Origin of the sequence: Pedobacter africanus (assembly GCF_040548825.1) — a bacterium.
Classification (GTDB): Bacteria; Bacteroidota; Bacteroidia; order Sphingobacteriales; family Sphingobacteriaceae; genus Pedobacter; species Pedobacter africanus_A.
Genome location: NZ_JBEPSL010000001.1, coordinates 219,350 through 235,532, shown reverse-complemented (window position 1 = coordinate 235,532; position 16,183 = coordinate 219,350). Strand labels below are relative to the sequence as shown.

Below are 16,183 nucleotides of genomic sequence, written 5' to 3'. Positions count from 1 at the left end.
AATAAAAGTGGTTAGAGTTAAATGCCTACTATGTTTGCTCGGGTTTTCGGCATCTCCCGATTCAATCGCGAATAGAATATTTTATTAAATACCGCTCGTGCAGGGCTATCAATGCTCTTCCACGCACTGCAAAACCGGTCAGTTTCTTATCCTTATATTTTGGCAGGTAAATGCTGTGGCTATATTCTCCGTTATCCTGCAGATACACATCTATTACCTCATGTTGCTTAAATTTTTCTTTGTTTTCATTATCGGCCATCAAAGCCGATTGGATGTAAATGTAATTGCCATTGCTGTACCCTCGTTTGTTTACATATAGTGGTGGAGCCGCCAGTGTGCGAAGCTTTTTGCCATCTTTTTCTATTTCTGCTACTTTTATTTTAGCCTTTGAATTGGTATCGATGGTTTTTCCGGTATACCGTAAATTCAGATTAGTATCCAGGCAAACAAAATCGTTCCTGTAGTAATACACAAACAGGATGGTACCTTTCTCCTTATTCAGGAACATGAACCCATCAATAGAGAAACTCCCATCCTGCTGCGATTGGTGCGCGTGTTTATTGGTTTGGTTTAGTTTAGGTTGTAATGTTATCTTTTGCAGCACTTTTTGTTTTAATTCTGCATCGTAGCCGTTTATAATTACGCTATTTGGTGAGAGGGCTAGTATCAGTTCAGCCTGTATACTTTGTAGAATATGGTTTCTTTCATTTTTGAAAGGTACTTTTGCTGATACAAATGAAGGTGTTTTGTATTCAGTTAAATACAACCACGGACTATCAACCTGCATTTTGGCCAACTGCCAGTTTATTTTGCTGCTATAGGTAAAAGGGATCTTTTCATATCGCGTATCGGTTAAGCTGTATGAGCAGCCGAACAGCCTGAGCGGAGCGTTGTAATTCCCCAGGAAGATCCGGCTGTCACTTAGACCGCTAATAAAGTAGGAGTTGTATTTCATGTCCAGTTCGTTCAGTTTTTTAGCGATGTAAATATCCTTTCTATTAAATCCGTTTTTTACCTGCCTTTCTGGCGAATAACAAAGCAAAGCAATAGCACCTGCGCTAATCAGCAGCGCAATCAATAAGCCATACAGCGTTTTCATATTGGGTTGGATAAATCAGGGAAGCAGGCCGCTTCCCTGAAATTGATTACAATGGCAGCCTGCCCAGGACATTTGTCACCTCATGCCCACCCAGACATCCTGGAGAATTATATACCGTTACATCAGAGTAAACGTCGGCACAAACCGGCCCTTCATATTCTGTGCTGCAGATTACGGGTTTATCACAGTCATTTTCGATGTAATAAACATAAGAATTAAGTGGTGTTTGTGCTACCGGTGCCTTCTGTGTAGCAAACACCCCGCCTACAGCAACTATTGCCAGCAGAACGAATGTTAAAAATGATCGTTTCATTTTCGTTTAAATTTGGTTAATGCTTACTATGTTTTACAGTTGTTCAGCTTCTCCTGATTCATGAATACGTTGTATAATATTATTCCTATTAGCCCCAACACTGCAAATACCGAGTTAAATACCAGGTGCTGTGTCCAGCTCATTGCATCGAGCAAACCGCCGCAATTGCACGGTATCTGTTCACCGGAATACAGGATAACAAGTATGTACCCGATAAACATCAGCATCAGGCCAAAGGCAGCATACAATCCGACCAGCAACGTTCTTTGGAAAACCAGCAGTACTGCTATAGCAATTTCAACAACTGGAATTAACCACACAACTATACCTGCATAACCTGTAAGCACTGGCGATTGGCCCAGTTGTACCTTGAACTCCTGAAAACCCATCAGTTTACTAGCTGCTGCGTATAAATACAATAGTATAAAGCTATAACTGATCAGGTTCAAAATCTTTTTCATCATCGTTCCATTTTATTTCTCCGTACTCGGTACGCTTCCACATTAACGCATCCAGCAACTTGGCCCGAATGGCGATAGCTCGCGCTAATGCTTCCTTGCGGTTTGGAGCCATGAGCAGAATGTTGATGATTTCAGCATCGTCTTCGTTCCAAACACCATGAATGGAATAAGTTTCTTTATGGGCCATCAGCAAAAATTCTTCAGTTCGCCTTTCTTTTTCAACGGGATGAAGTTCAATAGGCTTCATTTCTGTTTTAGTTAAAGACACATGGTAAGGGATCATAGCTTTCCCAGCTAGCGCTGTCTGGGTTGGGCTTAGACTCTTTCGGTTTGTTTTGGTCATTCTTCTGTTTTTTATTTGGTTAGTAATGTCAAATTTCAAGAGTATTTTTGAGAGCGACTTGTAGAATTCTGCAAACTTTCACGCCATTGTATTAAATATTTGCAGGATTTTCACAGTATTTGTTATTCTAAATCATTATAAGAGCAGAGCTTGTATTTCTGTAGGTGCTATTTTATGGTATCGTTTAAATTCCCTGCTGAAATATCCCGGATCGTTATATCCAACCATGAATGCAACTTCAGAGATCGATTTTGTGGTTGTAACCAGATAGAATAATCCGTAATTCATTCTCAAATCGATCACATATTGGTGAAGCGACTTCTGGAAAGCCTTTTTGCATAAATGGGAGAACAATCTTTCAGATACGTTGAACATCGAAGCAAGCCGCGCCACATTATCAACAATTCCATCACCATAATTCTCCCGAATAAACTTTGCAATCTCCTTTGCTTTTATTTCATGCAAAGCGTCCGTCATCAAACGACCGGTAACGAGCATTTGATGATAATTGTAAATTACTTCACTTGAAAAATCATGCATTGCCTTGTTGAGTTCTTTTTCATTGCTCCCATCATGCTCCTGAAACTTTTTTAAGGGTTTTAAGATGGCTGATGTTATCGGGCAACCGGGCAAAGCATAAATGGGTTTGACAGGGCTTATATAATTTTCAACCAAAGGTTTGAATTGAGTAAAGTTTTTAGTTATCCGCACAAACCATTCCGGACGTATAGTTAAAACCAGTATCTTATGCTCGCCTTTAAACAAAGTACGCTTGTAAATCCCCTCTCCAACATGCTGAATTGAACAGCTGTTTCCCTGAGCTTCGGTGATGAAGTTCTTTGCAGGATCTGTAAATACAGAATGTCCCTGAAGCATAAGTAATATGAATATGCCAGATGTATGAACATTAAAATCCAGCGTAAATTCTTTTTCCAGGATGTACTCAAACAAATCAATATGAGCAAAGTAATTGCTGAAAGATTGTCTGCAAAACTGTCCTTCTCTTATAGATATCAATTGCGCAAGTGCACATTTTAATGGCATACAAAACTCAGGAAGCTGGTTAAACTGGAGGGTTTTAATAACTGCACCCACAAGGTCTAATGTAATGTGTGATTGCATAGCGCATTTAATTTAGTTTTGGCTAAACCAAAGTTCCCTACTTTGTTAATCGAAAAAAATGTAGATATGGGACAATTTTTGAATAAAAAACTGCAATAAGGGTTATAATTTTACTAAAACAGCGTAAGCATATTGTTAAAGCTTCCTGAAAGGTGCCTCTTTAGCTGAAAACCCATGATACTTTTTGAATGCTTTATTGAAATAATAGATATCCTTATAGCCTACCTCGAGATTCACCTCATTATATGGGATTTTATTTTCGACAATAAGAGAAAATGCCTTTTCCATGCGTATCCTTAAAAGTAGTTTATGCACACTGGTACCTAAAACCTCCCCGAATGCCCTGGCCAATGTTTTTGGACTGGTATTAAAGTGAGATGCAATTTCATTGACACTATTGCCTTCTTGCCGGGCATAATTGTTTTTCAGATATTGTTTTACTTCATAAACACTTTGCCTCTTAAATGTACGATTAACTGGCTTAACATTTTGCAGAGGCACCTTAATTTCACCTGAATCCAATAGCATTACTTTTAACTCCAGGTACTCATCCAGGGGTATTCGTAAAAAATTAGCTGCATATTTATCTGGCAAGTCAAAAATATCATAATCCTGAAAGAACTTAATTATGCGTTCCTTTTTGGGTAGCAAAAGCATTTTATCTTTCAAAGCCTCGCGGTCATATTCTTTAATACTGATTTCAAGCCAAAGCTTACCGGTTTCGGGATATTTGTTTAGTTTTTTAAACTGAACCTGCGTCATTTGAAGCGCTTGCACCTTACCAATAGCAACAAATTCATAAAGTGCAGGCTGCTCATTAAGCAAATTAGATATTTCCGTAAAAAATTGCCCCGAAGTGTAGATATTCATAGCCAATAAATTACCGTTGGCATCTTTTGTAAATGCAATTACGTAGCCGGAAATGAGTTGCCATGACCCTCTAACTACCTTTCCGGATTTTATAAACCTATAGCCACTCTTTTTAATGGCAAATTTTGGTAAAGGCCGTAACTTTTCTTCATATACTTTTGACAGAGAAACCATTTTGTTGAGCTTTTCCAGAAGCCGGTCGATATTGTTCATGGCAGAGAGATCGGGTCAATTTAAAGGTAAATATAATAAATTAACCTTAAAGAACAATGAACCGCTCATCGATGCCGGTATACTCGCAAAATTCTTTTACAGTAATATACTGATGTTTTTTTTTGTTTAATGCAAAACGGATGTTTCTGAACAGTCTTTGTGCTTGCCTATCCCCGATATTTAAAAGCCGGGCGGCTTCTTTGGGATAAATACATAGTCTTTCCATGTTAAGGTGTGTTATACCGCAACAATAAGGTAGCGCTAGCGCAAGGTCATTATCCCTTACGGAACCCAACCGGGCAGTGGGTTAAAAATAATCAGTACACAATATAATGATTTTCAGTTAGTTAATCAAATCTCAAATAGTGTATCTGCCTAATTTAACGACATAAAGTCCATTTTGTGCCAAAAGGTTTGAAAACTACCAAAAGATACATAAAGCGACAAATGCGGCATAAGGTTTATTTTGCGACCCGTTTTTTCTAAGCTGACAATAGATTTGGGTATGAATCAGTTGCTCCATAGAATGGTTTTGTTCAGGCTTGTTGCCTGTACTGCTCAGATACTACTTGGGTAGTACTCTGCTACTGCTCTGGTAGCAAGGCCGCCGGTACAAAGTACTTCCTCATAGGAACGCTAAATGTACCGCGGCAAATTAATCCTTAAACTTTCATTAAGCACAAACATCATGGCAAAATTAATCAAAGGAATATTGGGCCCGATTCGGGGAAAACTGGGCCCTGTTGTAGGATCATCCTGGAAGGGGATTGCGTATTTGCGCGAGCACAACAAAACCAAAACTGTAAAAACACACCGAACCGCTGCACAGCTGGCAAACGAACAGAAATTCAAATTTGTGCAGCAATGGCTCGTACCCTTTCACCCCTATTTAACAGTAGGATTTCTGAAGCTGGCGATAAGGAAAACCGAAATCAATGCTGCCTTTTCAGCAAACTTTCAAATATTTACTGGCGTTTACCCCAGCATTGCAATTGATTATAGCAGGTTTATCATCAGCAAAGGAGATCTTCCCGAACTAAAGCATCCGGTGATAGCGCTGGCTGCTCCCGATACCATTGAAATCTCATGGCAACAAAATACACTATACACCGCATCATTTGATGATCAGCTGATGCTTGTTTTGTATAGCCCTGAACTTAAAATAACCGATGGTTTTATAGGTGGAGTTAAAAGATCGGCTCTACATTATAGTTTTCAGTTTGATCAGCAACTCATTGGAAAGGAACTGGAAGTATATCTGAGCATAACCTCGACCGACAGGAAAAGAATAGCCGATAGTGTTTATATGGGGAGGGTACTGCCATGAAAGTAACTAAATTTGCTGCCGCTGTGGTACTTTACCTTAGTGCAGCCAAACAAATTGAGGCACAGGTAGACAAAATGCTTTCGGTTCTGGACAAAGCCGGGGTAGATAAGACCTTACAGGCCATTCTTGCCGGTAAAATGACCAGGCTTGTTGCCTTTGGAAATGGTAGCTACAAGGAGATCAACATCCTTCAGGCCATTCAGATCTGGATATTCCAGCTTAGCGAAAATGAATTTAAAGAAGGAATCACTGAAAAACTGGTTGCATTAATGGTACGGCTTAACTTCAAATCGGATGGTTTCAAGCATTACTGCAGAGCTCTTGCACCTCCATCTTCAGAGAATTATCGCATAACAGTTGCCTTTTCTGTTGATGCTTTGGCCTATTTTTTTAAGCTGCTAATTAATGCTGGTGTTGTAGTAGCAGAGCCCAAATCGCATTTGTTCTTATTTGTTGCCAGGCATTTTAAAACGCCTGGGATATCCGGTGACAGGATATCCGAGCATAGTTTTACCAACAAATACAACCAGACTGTACAAGCCACTGCTAAAACAGTACGGGCCGCACTGGTAAGGATGCTGAAACTACTCGACAAAGAGTTTGACCTGGCCTGAGTTTTTTCAACTAAAATTTTATTGCGTTTGAGGTTCGCTGATATGTTTTTTGGCTGTTTAAGGTATGGGGTGCCAGCACCCCCATACACTACCCAAAGGCTTCCAAATTGTATTCCTTTGAGCCAATTAACAGATTTTTTAACCTTTTAATCCTTAAAATTATGGGAATTATCAGACAAGGAATCCTAGGTGGATTCAGGAACAAGACAGGCAGCGTTGTAGGAGCTTACTGGCGCAACCGAGATGTGATCAGGGGTTTACCCCGAGCAAGTAACAAAGCAGCTACCCAGTTGCAGATCAACCAGCGCTTTAAATTCGGAATGGTCACTGCCTTTGTGGCTCGCCTGTCCGGCTTCATTGACATGGGCTTCGGCTCTGGCGGTGGCTCTACAAGTGCCATGAACCAGGCGGTTGCCTATCATTTGAGCAATGCCATAACTGGTGTTGCCCCAAACTTTACCATTGATTACACCAAGGTAAAGATTAACAAGGGCAAATTGCTGTTGGCCAATGGCATTCAGGTGGCTATTACTGCCGCAGCCCGGATTGACTTTACCTGGCTAAACACGGTACCGGATGGCAAATACAAGGATGCTACCGACAGGGCAAATGTTGTAGTGTACAATCCAACAAAAGACACTTTTGTGGTTTTGCCATCTGCAGCAGCACGATCTGCCCTGGGCTACAACCTGATTGTGCCGCCCGACTACAGCGGCGACCAGGTACATTGCTACATCAGTTTCAGTTCCATTATCCATAAAAAGCTGGTATCAGACAGCGAGTATATTGGTGAGTTCACTGTACTGTAAGCAGAATTAATAGAAAGCTGCCCGGTTAACGCCGGCGGCTTTCTTCCATAAACAATCAAAAACTAAACATCATGAATACTTTAAAAATATTGAAAGAAAATATTCAGGAAAGTACCCCCGTAACGGAACTTTCGCATAAAACTTCTTTAAGCCATTCACTGTACCGGATTTTGGCATTACTGCTTTTGCTCCTGTTTGTGCTGCAATACTGGATTGTAAGCACAGATCCTTCAGAAGGGTTTATTGGCCCAAATATATGGCTGATGGCTTTGATTGCTTTCAGTTGCTTTATAGCAATTGTTGCTTTAAGCTGGTGGCTATTGCAAAAATTCTGGATGTGTTTGGGTTTGCCCAAACAAGACCATATGGTTAAACGATTTAAAACACTTACATCATGGGAACAATTAAAATTATACTGGCTTTGTTTTGCTTCGCTTTTATTGGCCGGAGCATTGTGCCTGAACGCAATTTGTTAGCAGATTCGTCGAAAGATCTCTCATCGTTGCGCTTCCTTCGGGATGACGTGTTGCGAATAGCCAGGGCTGAAATTGGCGTTCGCGAAGCTAGTGGAAACAATGATGGTAAACGAATTGAAGACTATCTGGCAACGGTTGGCTTACCTAAAGGCCAGCCGTATTGTGCAGCATTTATCTCCTGGGTTTTCAAAGAGGCAGGTTATGCCCTGCCTCGAACAGGCTGGTCGCCAGCACTGTTCCCTAATAGCCGATTGGTAAGGGATATTGTGCCCGCAAACCTTTTTGGAATTTATTTTCCTTCCTTAAAAAGAATTGCCCACTGCGGTTTTATTGATAGCCGTAAAGGCGACTGGATTGCCACGGTGGAGGCCAACACCAACCCATCTGGAGATCGAGACGGCGATGGGGTCTATAAACGGCTAAGACATGTAAAAACCATTCACAGTTTTTCAGATTGGATTAGGAAGAGAGAAGGTACAAAATGAAAAAGCTATATATGTTATTTACATTCTTTTTTATCATTCTTTCTGGGTGTGCGTTGTTCAAAAAAACAAACAAAATCACAACCAAAGATGTACAGTCATCATCTAAACAAATGGAATCAAGCCAGCTGATATTGAAACGTGCCGATAAAGAAACCCGCGTTTTTACATACTGGAATGACAGTAGCTTTTACCAGTTCCAACAAATTAAAGAACAAGGGGAACAGGCTAAATCCGGCAAGTTAAGGACACAAGAAAAGCAACAAAGCAAACAGCAAGACAAGATCAAAAAGATAGAACCAAATAAGTTCTTGGTTTATACAGGAGTGTTTTTTTTATTAATTGTTATGATATGGTTTTACGGAAGACAAAGAGGAGCCAAAAAGTAAAGAAAAATCCCGATAAGCAAACAAATCGTCTGCAATCTCAAAATAAGCTGAAAGCCGGGCTATGGCTCGGCTTTCAGCTTATTCCATACATTTTCGCCCAGGATTTACTGACCCTCTGCTGTGGGATATAGAATAATGGACAACGAAGTCGTAGATGTACAATTTTTACCATTTATTCTGAATCAAAAGCCTTTCAAAGAGACATAGATAAATATATTGCTGTCATTTTATAAAGATATGCCTGATTGGAAATGTTTTTTAGAAGATTAAAAAAACAAATTAAGAAGGATTATCCTTCTTAATTTGCTGATCAATCCAGCGTACATTCTTTTTGTCTTTCAAAAAATAATCCCACCAATCCAGTACTTTATTGCTTAAATCTTTTTCTTCGAGAGTGCCGCTTGGAAATGAATGGTCTCCGTTTTGATAAAATAGGGCGATAACATCTTTTTTATAACGTCTAAGTCCTATATAAAATTCCATCGTCTGTGTATAAGGAACATTCTTATCCTTCTTGCCTGCCCATAGGAGTATTGGTGCATTTACTTTTTCAACATTAAGAATGGGATTATTTTTCAGGTATCTCTCTTTATCAGCAGCAGGGGTTGTTCCCATCTGATAAACTGTATTATATATAAAATACAAGGGTTTATTCCAGACATAACTGTATGAATAAAAATTAGTGATAATATCACTTATACCTGCACCAGATACGTAAGCTGCAAAACGATTGGAGTGAGTTGAAATAAAATTGGTTTTATAGCCACCATAAGACTGCCCACATAGACCAATTTTGGTGTGATCGATATTTGGATTTTTCAGCACAACATCCAATGCATTATTCACACATTCTAATGCCGAAAGCCCCGGACCCATTTCACCGACAGTAGTATCAGGGAGGTAGACAAAATAACCCTGTTCAAGTAAAGTTCTTATCTGGGAGCCTTCAGGCATTACCTTAAACGGCGAAAGATAGCCGTTCGAAAGATGTCTTTGCATATCATATATACGGACTATCATCGGATGCTTTTTAGTAGGGTCAAAGTTGACAGGATAATATAAAATTCCGCTAAGGTTCTTCCCAACTGCTGAATAGCTGTAAATCTTCTGTCTTATCTTTTTCACTCCATTATCTTTAATATTGCCGTCAAAAAGCAAATGTTTTTGTCCTCGGGTATTATAACTGTACAGCGTCGGCGGGAGATTAAAATTCTCTTCCAGTGTATAAAAAGATTTCATGTCAGGATCATACATCAAACTATTGTTAGTTAATCTATTTTCCGTTGGTGGAATAACCTGTTTCCACTTCCCGTGTTGAAACAGTGTGTAAGAGATTATATTATTCTCTTTATCATAAACCTCAGCCAAAAGGTCTTCTGTTGGCAGGTATGAAGCCATTGCATATCCATCTCTTTCAGAAATATAATTTCTGATTTTTGTCATTTTCCCCTTTCCGATTCCTAGAGCGGTTAATTTCTGTTGTTGGATATTAAAACTCCACAGATCATTACTGCTTTCAAAATAGATGTAATCCCCATTCTTAGAGAACACGGGTTGTTCCAGATCTGTTCTTTCTATTAGCGCTTCTTTTTTTCCATTGCAATTATACAATATCCATTTACCACCATCATTACTACCTAAAAACCATTTTCCGTCTGCTGAGCAGAAAATTTCATGATTAAGTAGCAAAGGCCATTCTTTAGCCAATCTTTTTACTAGTTTTAAATTTCCTAAATCAGTTGAGGTATTTAATTTCAGATCATAAATTTTAGCTTCATTCAATTCCGGTTCGCTGGTAATAAAATTATGACCTTTTCGAGGGAGGTAAGTCAGGAAATACCGATCGTTGTTAAGAGAATTAACTTCATTATTTTGCGGCACCTTTATCTCTTGTAATTTGCTATTTTTCGGATTCAGGATCCAGAATTTTTTATGAACAAACATCTTATAATGTTCATTAACATAAGGATCATTACCATGCCAAATTTCTACTATAGGATCTTTTTCTTCGGTAAAAACTACTCTCGCACTGATGAGGAATGATTTCCCTTCTTGTATTGGAGAAAGCTCTACCATCGACTTCTTAGGAATATCCATTTCCAACAGTTTTTTACCAGCATTTTCGACATCCAGTACAACCAATCTGTCATCGTGTGTTGTCGTTTCTATAATGACCAACTGTTTTACAGAAGCATTAAGTTCTATTTTCCGGATTGGGTTCTGCGTAGTGTAAATAACATTTTCTTTATCTCCGGAAATCTCTATAATCTCTGATCTTCCGGCATTCTCTTTTTTGTGGAATAGTTTCCTTTTAGAATCGGTTATTAACACCCCTTCTACTTCTGTAAAATCCAAAAGCTCCTTCCCTAAGGTATTATAGATCCTAAGTTGACGATCTTTGGTTAACAGCGCATATCTATTAAGTTTTTCCAGGATATAAGCTTTTTCAATATTATCGTACTTATAGGTTTTACCGGTGATGAGATTTAGAAATTCAACATTTGGTCCTGTCTGTCCCAATACTCCTTCTTCATTTAAAAAGACTAATCTAGAATGTAATATCTTGTGTACAGTTTTTGTAGGAGCCTTGGTGCTAACAACAAAAGAGCTGTTTCCATCCGTTTTATCAGTTTTATGAATACTAATCCAATTTCCATAGGGCGAAATCATTGGAACGCCGCTTAGCGTTGCAAATTTATCCCTCCATTTGGCTATCGTGTCAGATTGTGCTTTTACCGGAGCCAGTAAATTTCCGGCAAACATAAGTGTTAACAAAATATATTTCATCATCAGTACCCTGTATTTTGTGGTTGAAGGTTAGCATTGAGAAGAATTTCTTTTTGTGGTATTGGCATAAGTTTGTGAAAATCCTTCCAATTGGGCTTTGTTGTTATAAGTGTATTGAGTTTTCCCAATCTTTTTAAATCCAGAAAACGATGACCCATTTCAGCAAAAAACTCTCTTTTATCTTCAAGCAGAATTTCATCAAACAACACATTTTTAGATATGGGCATTTTTAGCAGGGAAAGCTGTGCTCTTTGCCTTGTAGCATTCACATATGGTAATGCATCGGCAATCTTATCCTGTTGTACCAGTGCTTCTGCCAGTAACAGATACACCTCCTCCAACCTGAATACAATAGAGTATTCGTTTGTATTCGTATTGCTTCGATTTTTGTATTTTTCTACCCTGTAATAGATATTTCCATTAAAGGTAACTGGAGCAATCCAATTCTGCCAGCGCAGATCATTTGACTGAAACGAATGGATCAAAGATGCTGAAATAGCCCAGGTATTAGGCACCGAGTTTGTAAAATAATAACCTGTCGCTTGTCTTAAAGAAGCATTATTATGGGGCTTTAACTGCCACAAAATGTGTTGTCCGGCTTTTTGAAATACCATGCTTACCTCAGGCTGCATAACGTACATAGGATTTTGAACGATTTCTTTTAAGGCAGCTTCGGCCTTTTCCCATTCTTGTTTGGACATATAAATCTTTGCAAGAAGTAACCTGGCAACCATTCGATTGGGATAGATACGTTCGGCATTCCTGTATTCATTCTGAAGGAGCGCTGATACTTCGGTAAGATCCCTTTCCATATACGTCAACATTTGGGCAGAAGCTGTTTTCTTAATACTGTTATTCACATTATAATCGGTGGATTCGGGATAAGGAATATCACCGTAAAGCTGGTTCAGGTAGAAGAACATAATGGTTCTGATCAGTAAGGTCTCACCTCTTAAGTACTTCTTATCCGAAGCTGTTATGCCAGTTGATCCCGCAACACCTTCCAGAATGGAATTGGCAGAATATATATGTTTATAAGCTCCAGTCCAAGCATTATATACAATGCTATTGTTATCTATCTGCTGGTTTAGGAAGATATCTCTACTATCAGATGCAACTGTTGTGAAGTCATCCAGTTCATCGGTATAGGCACTTAGGTAAGCTTCGAGATCTCCCCCGGCAATAGGTGAACTTCTCATTACATCAGCATACAATGCCGCCAATGCAGCATTGGCTGTCTGTACGTCCTTAAACACAACCGTTCTATCTATTTGATTATTAGGAATGTCGACTTCTATTAGTTTTTCACAAGAAGTAATTATAAATACTGCAATAATAAATATGGCATATTTTAATTTTTTCATTTTTATAAATTTTAAAGATTAAACTGGACTCCAAAGGAATAGGTTTTCATTGGTGGTAGAAAACCCAAAGAGGAGGATTCAGGATCTACGGCGAAGAATTTAGTCTGTGTCCAGAGGTTCTGCCCCTGAAAGTAAATTTTAACATCTTTAAATGGTACACTTTTTAATCGAAGCTTGTATCCCAACTGCAAGTTTTTTAACCGGATAAAAGAAGCATCCGAAAAAGCAACGGTGCTGGAACGGAATAAATTATGACTGCTCGTATTCCTGGTACTGTACGGCATATACAAACCTGTGGGGTTATTATCTGACCAGACATTCAGCACCTCAACAGGCTGATTGTTCATTAACCCGGGCATAGGGATAATTCCGTTATAATTCCGGCCTTTCTTTTTGACAAACTGGAAAAGTACCGACAAGTCCCAGTTTTTATAATGTAGACTATTGTTCCATCCACCAAAAAATTTGATCCCAATATCTTCAATCACCTGACGGTCATCAGAGGCAGAAATCTTGCCATCATTATTAAAGTCAGTGAACTGATATTGACCTGTTGCAGGATTAATGCCCTCCAACTGATAAAGTTTTATAATGTTCGCAGGTTGCCCTATCACATACTGACTTGCATAGGAGGAACCTGCAAGCCCTGGAAATGACAAAAGCTTATTTCTTGGAAAGCTGATATTAAAACCGGATTCCCATTGAAAATTTTTCCCTGCCAAAGGACGACCTGACAGTTCTATTTCGATACCGGTATTTTCCATTGTTGCTGGTAGGTTCGCTATTACACTGGTAAATCCTGTTACGGCTGAAAGCTGATAACCGACCAGTTGATTAGAAGAAAGATTGCGGTACCATGCTGTGGTAAGATTCAAACGGTTTCTAAAAAAACCAAGTTCCAGCGCAGTTTCAAATTTTTTAGTGACCTCCCAACTGTAATCGGGGTTGTAAAGGCGGGAAGGAGACAGACCTGTAATATTGTTATAAATTGAAGCTGAAGAAACGATGTAGTTATCCAGAAACTGAAAATCACCTATATTGTCACTGCCCGCCGAACCATAACTTCCCCGGAGCTTTCCAAAGCTGAGCCACTGCATATTTTTCAATAATTCTTCCTCAGAAAAAATCCAGGCTACACCAAGTGCACCGAAACTAGCAAAACGTTTGTTCGGACCGAAACGGCTGCTCCCATCCCGTCTTCCGGTGAGGTTTAAGATATACCTGCTCTTAAACTGATAATTAAGCCTTCCAAATAGTGCGGCATAGCGGTATTCGATATCGGAATCTTCAAAGGTCATGACCGTTTTTGCAGCCCCAATATTGGTAATGAACTGGTTACTTTCAAATCCAAATCCTAACCTATCATCCGTATTCCTCAGACTTCTCTGAAAACTTCCTCCAATAAGGGCTTCTAAATTGTGGTCCCCCCATTTCCCCTGCCAATTCAATTGAGGTTCTGCGATAAAAGAGAATATCTTCGATGACTTTTTATTCGCCTGAGAATTGGCACTTGAGGCTCCATTTGCCAAATTTGGATTGTAAACGGTGTTGGGTGTTAAAGCCATTTCATTAACAGCAGTATAATTAAGCCCAGCATTCACTTTAATTTTAAGATTTTGAAAGAAGCGGTATTCCGTATTCATATTACTCTGAAACAATTTGGTGTCATTGTTGTAAGAGGCATTATAAGCCGCCAGAGGATTTGTGAAAGTGTTGTCAGCCCAATTCAGGCTTCCATCTTCATTGTAAAGCTGAGGTGAAACAGGAGCTAATAAATACGCATCCCTGGTCATATCGGTCCTTACTATATTATTTTTCTGCTGAGTGAACATATTGGAAATACTCATGAGAAAGCGATTGTCATCGGAACGGTGTGAAATGTTGGAATTAAAAGTATTGCTGGCATATTTAAAGCCCTGTCCGAATACCGTTGTCTGTTCGTTATGGCCTAAACTCAACATGAAGTTTGTTGTTTCACTTCCCCCACTTACTGAAACTAGGGTGTTGCTTAACGTTGCTTTTTGCCCGATAAGCGTCTTGACCCAATCTGTTTCATGATTTTGATCCCAAGTGCCATTGAGATCATACGCATTGGCAGGATAGGTTGTGATCTTGTCATTCGAAAATGCATCCCGACGCATCTGGAGGTATTGATCTTTGTTCAGTAGCTTCAGATTAGATATGACCTTACTGATACCATAATTGTTAGAGAAATTCAAGCGCACCTTTCCTGTTTTTCCTTTTTTGGTGGTAATAAGAATTACCCCATTAGCACCACGGGAACCATAAATAGCGGTGGCATCAGCATCTTTTAGTACCTCAATGCTTTCGATATCATTAGGGTTAATGCTATTTAAAGGGCTAATACTTCCATTAGGAATAGCTGTAGATGAGATTTGTGAATACGAATTGGAAAATTCACTTATAGGGACGCCATCTACTACGTATAAAGGGACATTAGCAATGGGGTCTGTAAAAGACCCCTTCCGCAAGCTATTTTGCCCTCGTATCTGTATTTCATATCCTCCACCGGGAGTACCTGAGTTCTGTGTAATACTTACTCCCGCCATACGCCCCTGAACCGCCGACAGTACGTTGGTTACAGGCTGTTTTTCGATATCCTTTGCAGTAACTTTGGAAATACTTCCCGTCCGTTCCCTATCTTTAACCATGTAATAACCAGCATTAATTGTAACCTCATCGAGCTTACTATCGGCTAAAACCAGCGATAAGCTCCCCATATTACTGGTTGCATCAACCTCCCTGGTCTGATATCCTATATAACTAATCACCAGCTTATCATTCTCCCCAACATTATCCAGATAAAAGGCACCATCCTGATCTGTCTTCACCGACCTATTCTTTCCTTTTATTGCAACCGTAGCGCCCACTAGTGGCTGACCTTTTTCATCCAGAATTTTACCACGAACGTTAATTGCGCGAAATCGATTGACGAGGTTTTCCAGTAAGCTGGTTTCTCTCTTTGTGATGACAATGAGCTTGTCTTCGATGTTGTAGCTCAGGTTTGTTTCTTTCAGGAGGATGTCCATGACTTCAGTTATAGATGCTTCCTTGAAGTTGACACTGATCGTATTATTGGTTTTTAAATTCGAATTTTCTATGAGTACATCATAGCCGGTTTGTTTCCGGATTTCCAGAAAGACTTTTTCCATACTAACATTGCTTTGCTTGAGCGTGAGCTTTTGTGCGAAGCTGGCTGCGCTTACCTGCATGAGCGATAACATAAATATGAAGGTAGTGAGTTTCATAATTATCAGGAATTTATTGATGTAGCACTGAGGCGTACAAAAATATTGAGTATAAATTTTATACATTTGGTAAACTGGTTTTAGCATTGTGCTGGTTTTCCACGACTCTGACACGTTGCTTAGTTCGTAAATAGTTGATAGTTCAATTTTTTAGGTAAATCAGTTTTTAGGACTTCGAGGCAAATCGGAGTCCTTTTTTATGATTTCCAATTGTGTTTAATATTATTTTTTCATATTCTTTTTAA

16 protein-coding genes are annotated in these 16,183 nt (G+C 39.2%); 6 read left to right on the top strand and 10 right to left on the bottom strand.

The genetic code is table 11. The annotated features are described in order from the left end of the window. Nucleotides 1–61 precede the first annotated feature (61 nt). The 7 genes from ABIE26_RS00980 to ABIE26_RS00950 form a co-directional block, all read right to left on the bottom strand. Nucleotides 62–1,099, bottom strand: a complete 1,038-nt coding sequence (locus ABIE26_RS00980; protein WP_310141084.1) for a hypothetical protein — start codon at nucleotides 1,097–1,099, stop codon at nucleotides 62–64. A 46-nt stretch (nucleotides 1,100–1,145) separates the two neighbouring features. Continuing rightward, a complete protein-coding gene (locus ABIE26_RS00975; protein WP_310141086.1) occupies nucleotides 1,146–1,412 on the bottom strand; it encodes a hypothetical protein in 267 nt (88 codons plus the stop codon). 26 nt (nucleotides 1,413–1,438) lie between these two features. Continuing rightward, on the bottom strand, nucleotides 1,439–1,876 hold the full coding sequence (locus ABIE26_RS00970) for a MauE/DoxX family redox-associated membrane protein (RefSeq protein WP_310141087.1): 438 nt from the start codon (nucleotides 1,874–1,876) through the stop codon (nucleotides 1,439–1,441). Continuing rightward, on the bottom strand, nucleotides 1,842–2,216 hold the full coding sequence (locus tag ABIE26_RS00965) for a hypothetical protein (protein WP_310141088.1): 375 nt from the start codon (nucleotides 2,214–2,216) through the stop codon (nucleotides 1,842–1,844). The genes ABIE26_RS00970 and ABIE26_RS00965 overlap by 35 nt, the downstream gene beginning before the upstream one ends. A gap of 135 nt (nucleotides 2,217–2,351) precedes the next feature. Continuing rightward, nucleotides 2,352–3,338 carry a helix-turn-helix transcriptional regulator gene (locus tag ABIE26_RS00960; protein WP_310141091.1) on the bottom strand — a complete coding sequence of 329 codons (987 nt, stop codon included), beginning with the start codon at nucleotides 3,336–3,338 and terminating at the stop codon, nucleotides 2,352–2,354. 135 nt (nucleotides 3,339–3,473) lie between these two features. Then, nucleotides 3,474–4,421, bottom strand: coding sequence for a helix-turn-helix domain-containing protein (locus ABIE26_RS00955; RefSeq protein WP_310141093.1), 948 nt, complete (start codon nucleotides 4,419–4,421; stop codon nucleotides 3,474–3,476). A 46-nt stretch (nucleotides 4,422–4,467) separates the two neighbouring features. After that, the gene (locus ABIE26_RS00950) at nucleotides 4,468–4,647 is read right to left on the bottom strand and encodes a hypothetical protein (RefSeq protein ID WP_310141095.1); all 180 of its coding nucleotides are present in this window, start codon (nucleotides 4,645–4,647) and stop codon (nucleotides 4,468–4,470) included. Nucleotides 4,648–5,109: 462 nt separating this feature from the next. On the opposite strand from ABIE26_RS00950, the gene ABIE26_RS00945 reads away from it, so the two are divergent. From ABIE26_RS00945 to ABIE26_RS00920, 6 genes are all read left to right on the top strand, one after another. After that, complete coding sequence (locus tag ABIE26_RS00945; protein ID WP_310141098.1) at nucleotides 5,110–5,748, top strand: DUF6266 family protein; 639 nt, start codon at nucleotides 5,110–5,112, stop codon at nucleotides 5,746–5,748. Continuing rightward, entirely contained in the window at nucleotides 5,745–6,362 is a 618-nt protein-coding gene (locus tag ABIE26_RS00940; protein WP_310141099.1) for a hypothetical protein, read from the top strand. The genes ABIE26_RS00945 and ABIE26_RS00940 overlap by 4 nt, the downstream gene beginning before the upstream one ends. A 161-nt stretch (nucleotides 6,363–6,523) precedes the next feature. Next, a complete protein-coding gene (locus tag ABIE26_RS00935) occupies nucleotides 6,524–7,171 on the top strand; it encodes a DUF6266 family protein (RefSeq protein ID WP_310141101.1) in 648 nt (215 codons plus the stop codon). Nucleotides 7,172–7,242: 71 nt separating this feature from the next. Further along, entirely contained in the window at nucleotides 7,243–7,647 is a 405-nt protein-coding gene (locus ABIE26_RS00930; protein WP_310141103.1) for a hypothetical protein, read from the top strand. Then, entirely contained in the window at nucleotides 7,566–8,132 is a 567-nt protein-coding gene (locus ABIE26_RS00925; RefSeq protein WP_310141104.1) for a peptidoglycan-binding protein, read from the top strand. The genes ABIE26_RS00930 and ABIE26_RS00925 overlap by 82 nt, the downstream gene beginning before the upstream one ends. Beyond that, on the top strand, nucleotides 8,129–8,518 hold the full coding sequence (locus tag ABIE26_RS00920) for a hypothetical protein (protein WP_310141105.1): 390 nt from the start codon (nucleotides 8,129–8,131) through the stop codon (nucleotides 8,516–8,518). Before ABIE26_RS00925 ends, ABIE26_RS00920 begins: the two co-directional genes overlap by 4 nt. Before the next feature lie 279 nt (nucleotides 8,519–8,797). Here the strand turns inward: ABIE26_RS00920 and ABIE26_RS00915 are convergent, their stop codons facing one another. Genes ABIE26_RS00915 through ABIE26_RS00905 form a run of 3 tightly spaced genes read right to left on the bottom strand, consistent with a single transcriptional unit; the run spans nucleotide 8,798 to nucleotide 15,938 of the window. Then, a complete protein-coding gene (locus ABIE26_RS00915; protein ID WP_310141107.1) occupies nucleotides 8,798–11,308 on the bottom strand; it encodes a S9 family peptidase in 2,511 nt (836 codons plus the stop codon). Further along, complete coding sequence (locus ABIE26_RS00910) at nucleotides 11,308–12,669, bottom strand: RagB/SusD family nutrient uptake outer membrane protein (protein ID WP_310141108.1); 1,362 nt, start codon at nucleotides 12,667–12,669, stop codon at nucleotides 11,308–11,310. Before ABIE26_RS00910 ends, ABIE26_RS00915 begins: the two co-directional genes overlap by 1 nt. An 11-nt stretch (nucleotides 12,670–12,680) precedes the next feature. Beyond that, nucleotides 12,681–15,938: a SusC/RagA family TonB-linked outer membrane protein gene (locus ABIE26_RS00905; protein ID WP_310141110.1), complete on the bottom strand. Its 3,258-nt coding sequence runs from the start codon at nucleotides 15,936–15,938 to the stop codon at nucleotides 12,681–12,683. Between the last annotated feature and the right edge of the window lie 245 nt (nucleotides 15,939–16,183).

What these genes read in the sequence shown, in the direction of transcription:
- ABIE26_RS00980 (WP_310141084.1), bottom strand. Translation starts at nt 1,099, where the DNA reads ATGAAAACGCTGTATGGCTTATTGATTGCGCTGCTGATTAGCGCAGGT.
- ABIE26_RS00975 (WP_310141086.1), bottom strand. Translation starts at nt 1,412, where the DNA reads ATGAAACGATCATTTTTAACATTCGTTCTGCTGGCAATAGTTGCTGTA.
- ABIE26_RS00970 (WP_310141087.1), bottom strand. Translation starts at nt 1,876, where the DNA reads ATGATGAAAAAGATTTTGAACCTGATCAGTTATAGCTTTATACTATTG.
- ABIE26_RS00965 (WP_310141088.1), bottom strand. Translation starts at nt 2,216, where the DNA reads ATGACCAAAACAAACCGAAAGAGTCTAAGCCCAACCCAGACAGCGCTA.
- ABIE26_RS00960 (WP_310141091.1), bottom strand. Translation starts at nt 3,338, where the DNA reads ATGCAATCACACATTACATTAGACCTTGTGGGTGCAGTTATTAAAACC.
- ABIE26_RS00955 (WP_310141093.1), bottom strand. Translation starts at nt 4,421, where the DNA reads ATGAACAATATCGACCGGCTTCTGGAAAAGCTCAACAAAATGGTTTCT.
- ABIE26_RS00950 (WP_310141095.1), bottom strand. Translation starts at nt 4,647, where the DNA reads ATGGAAAGACTATGTATTTATCCCAAAGAAGCCGCCCGGCTTTTAAAT.
- ABIE26_RS00945 (WP_310141098.1), top strand. Translation starts at nt 5,110, where the DNA reads ATGGCAAAATTAATCAAAGGAATATTGGGCCCGATTCGGGGAAAACTG.
- ABIE26_RS00940 (WP_310141099.1), top strand. Translation starts at nt 5,745, where the DNA reads ATGAAAGTAACTAAATTTGCTGCCGCTGTGGTACTTTACCTTAGTGCA.
- ABIE26_RS00935 (WP_310141101.1), top strand. Translation starts at nt 6,524, where the DNA reads ATGGGAATTATCAGACAAGGAATCCTAGGTGGATTCAGGAACAAGACA.
- ABIE26_RS00930 (WP_310141103.1), top strand. Translation starts at nt 7,243, where the DNA reads ATGAATACTTTAAAAATATTGAAAGAAAATATTCAGGAAAGTACCCCC.
- ABIE26_RS00925 (WP_310141104.1), top strand. Translation starts at nt 7,566, where the DNA reads ATGGGAACAATTAAAATTATACTGGCTTTGTTTTGCTTCGCTTTTATT.
- ABIE26_RS00920 (WP_310141105.1), top strand. Translation starts at nt 8,129, where the DNA reads ATGAAAAAGCTATATATGTTATTTACATTCTTTTTTATCATTCTTTCT.
- ABIE26_RS00915 (WP_310141107.1), bottom strand. Translation starts at nt 11,308, where the DNA reads ATGATGAAATATATTTTGTTAACACTTATGTTTGCCGGAAATTTACTG.
- ABIE26_RS00910 (WP_310141108.1), bottom strand. Translation starts at nt 12,669, where the DNA reads ATGAAAAAATTAAAATATGCCATATTTATTATTGCAGTATTTATAATT.
- ABIE26_RS00905 (WP_310141110.1), bottom strand. Translation starts at nt 15,938, where the DNA reads ATGAAACTCACTACCTTCATATTTATGTTATCGCTCATGCAGGTAAGC.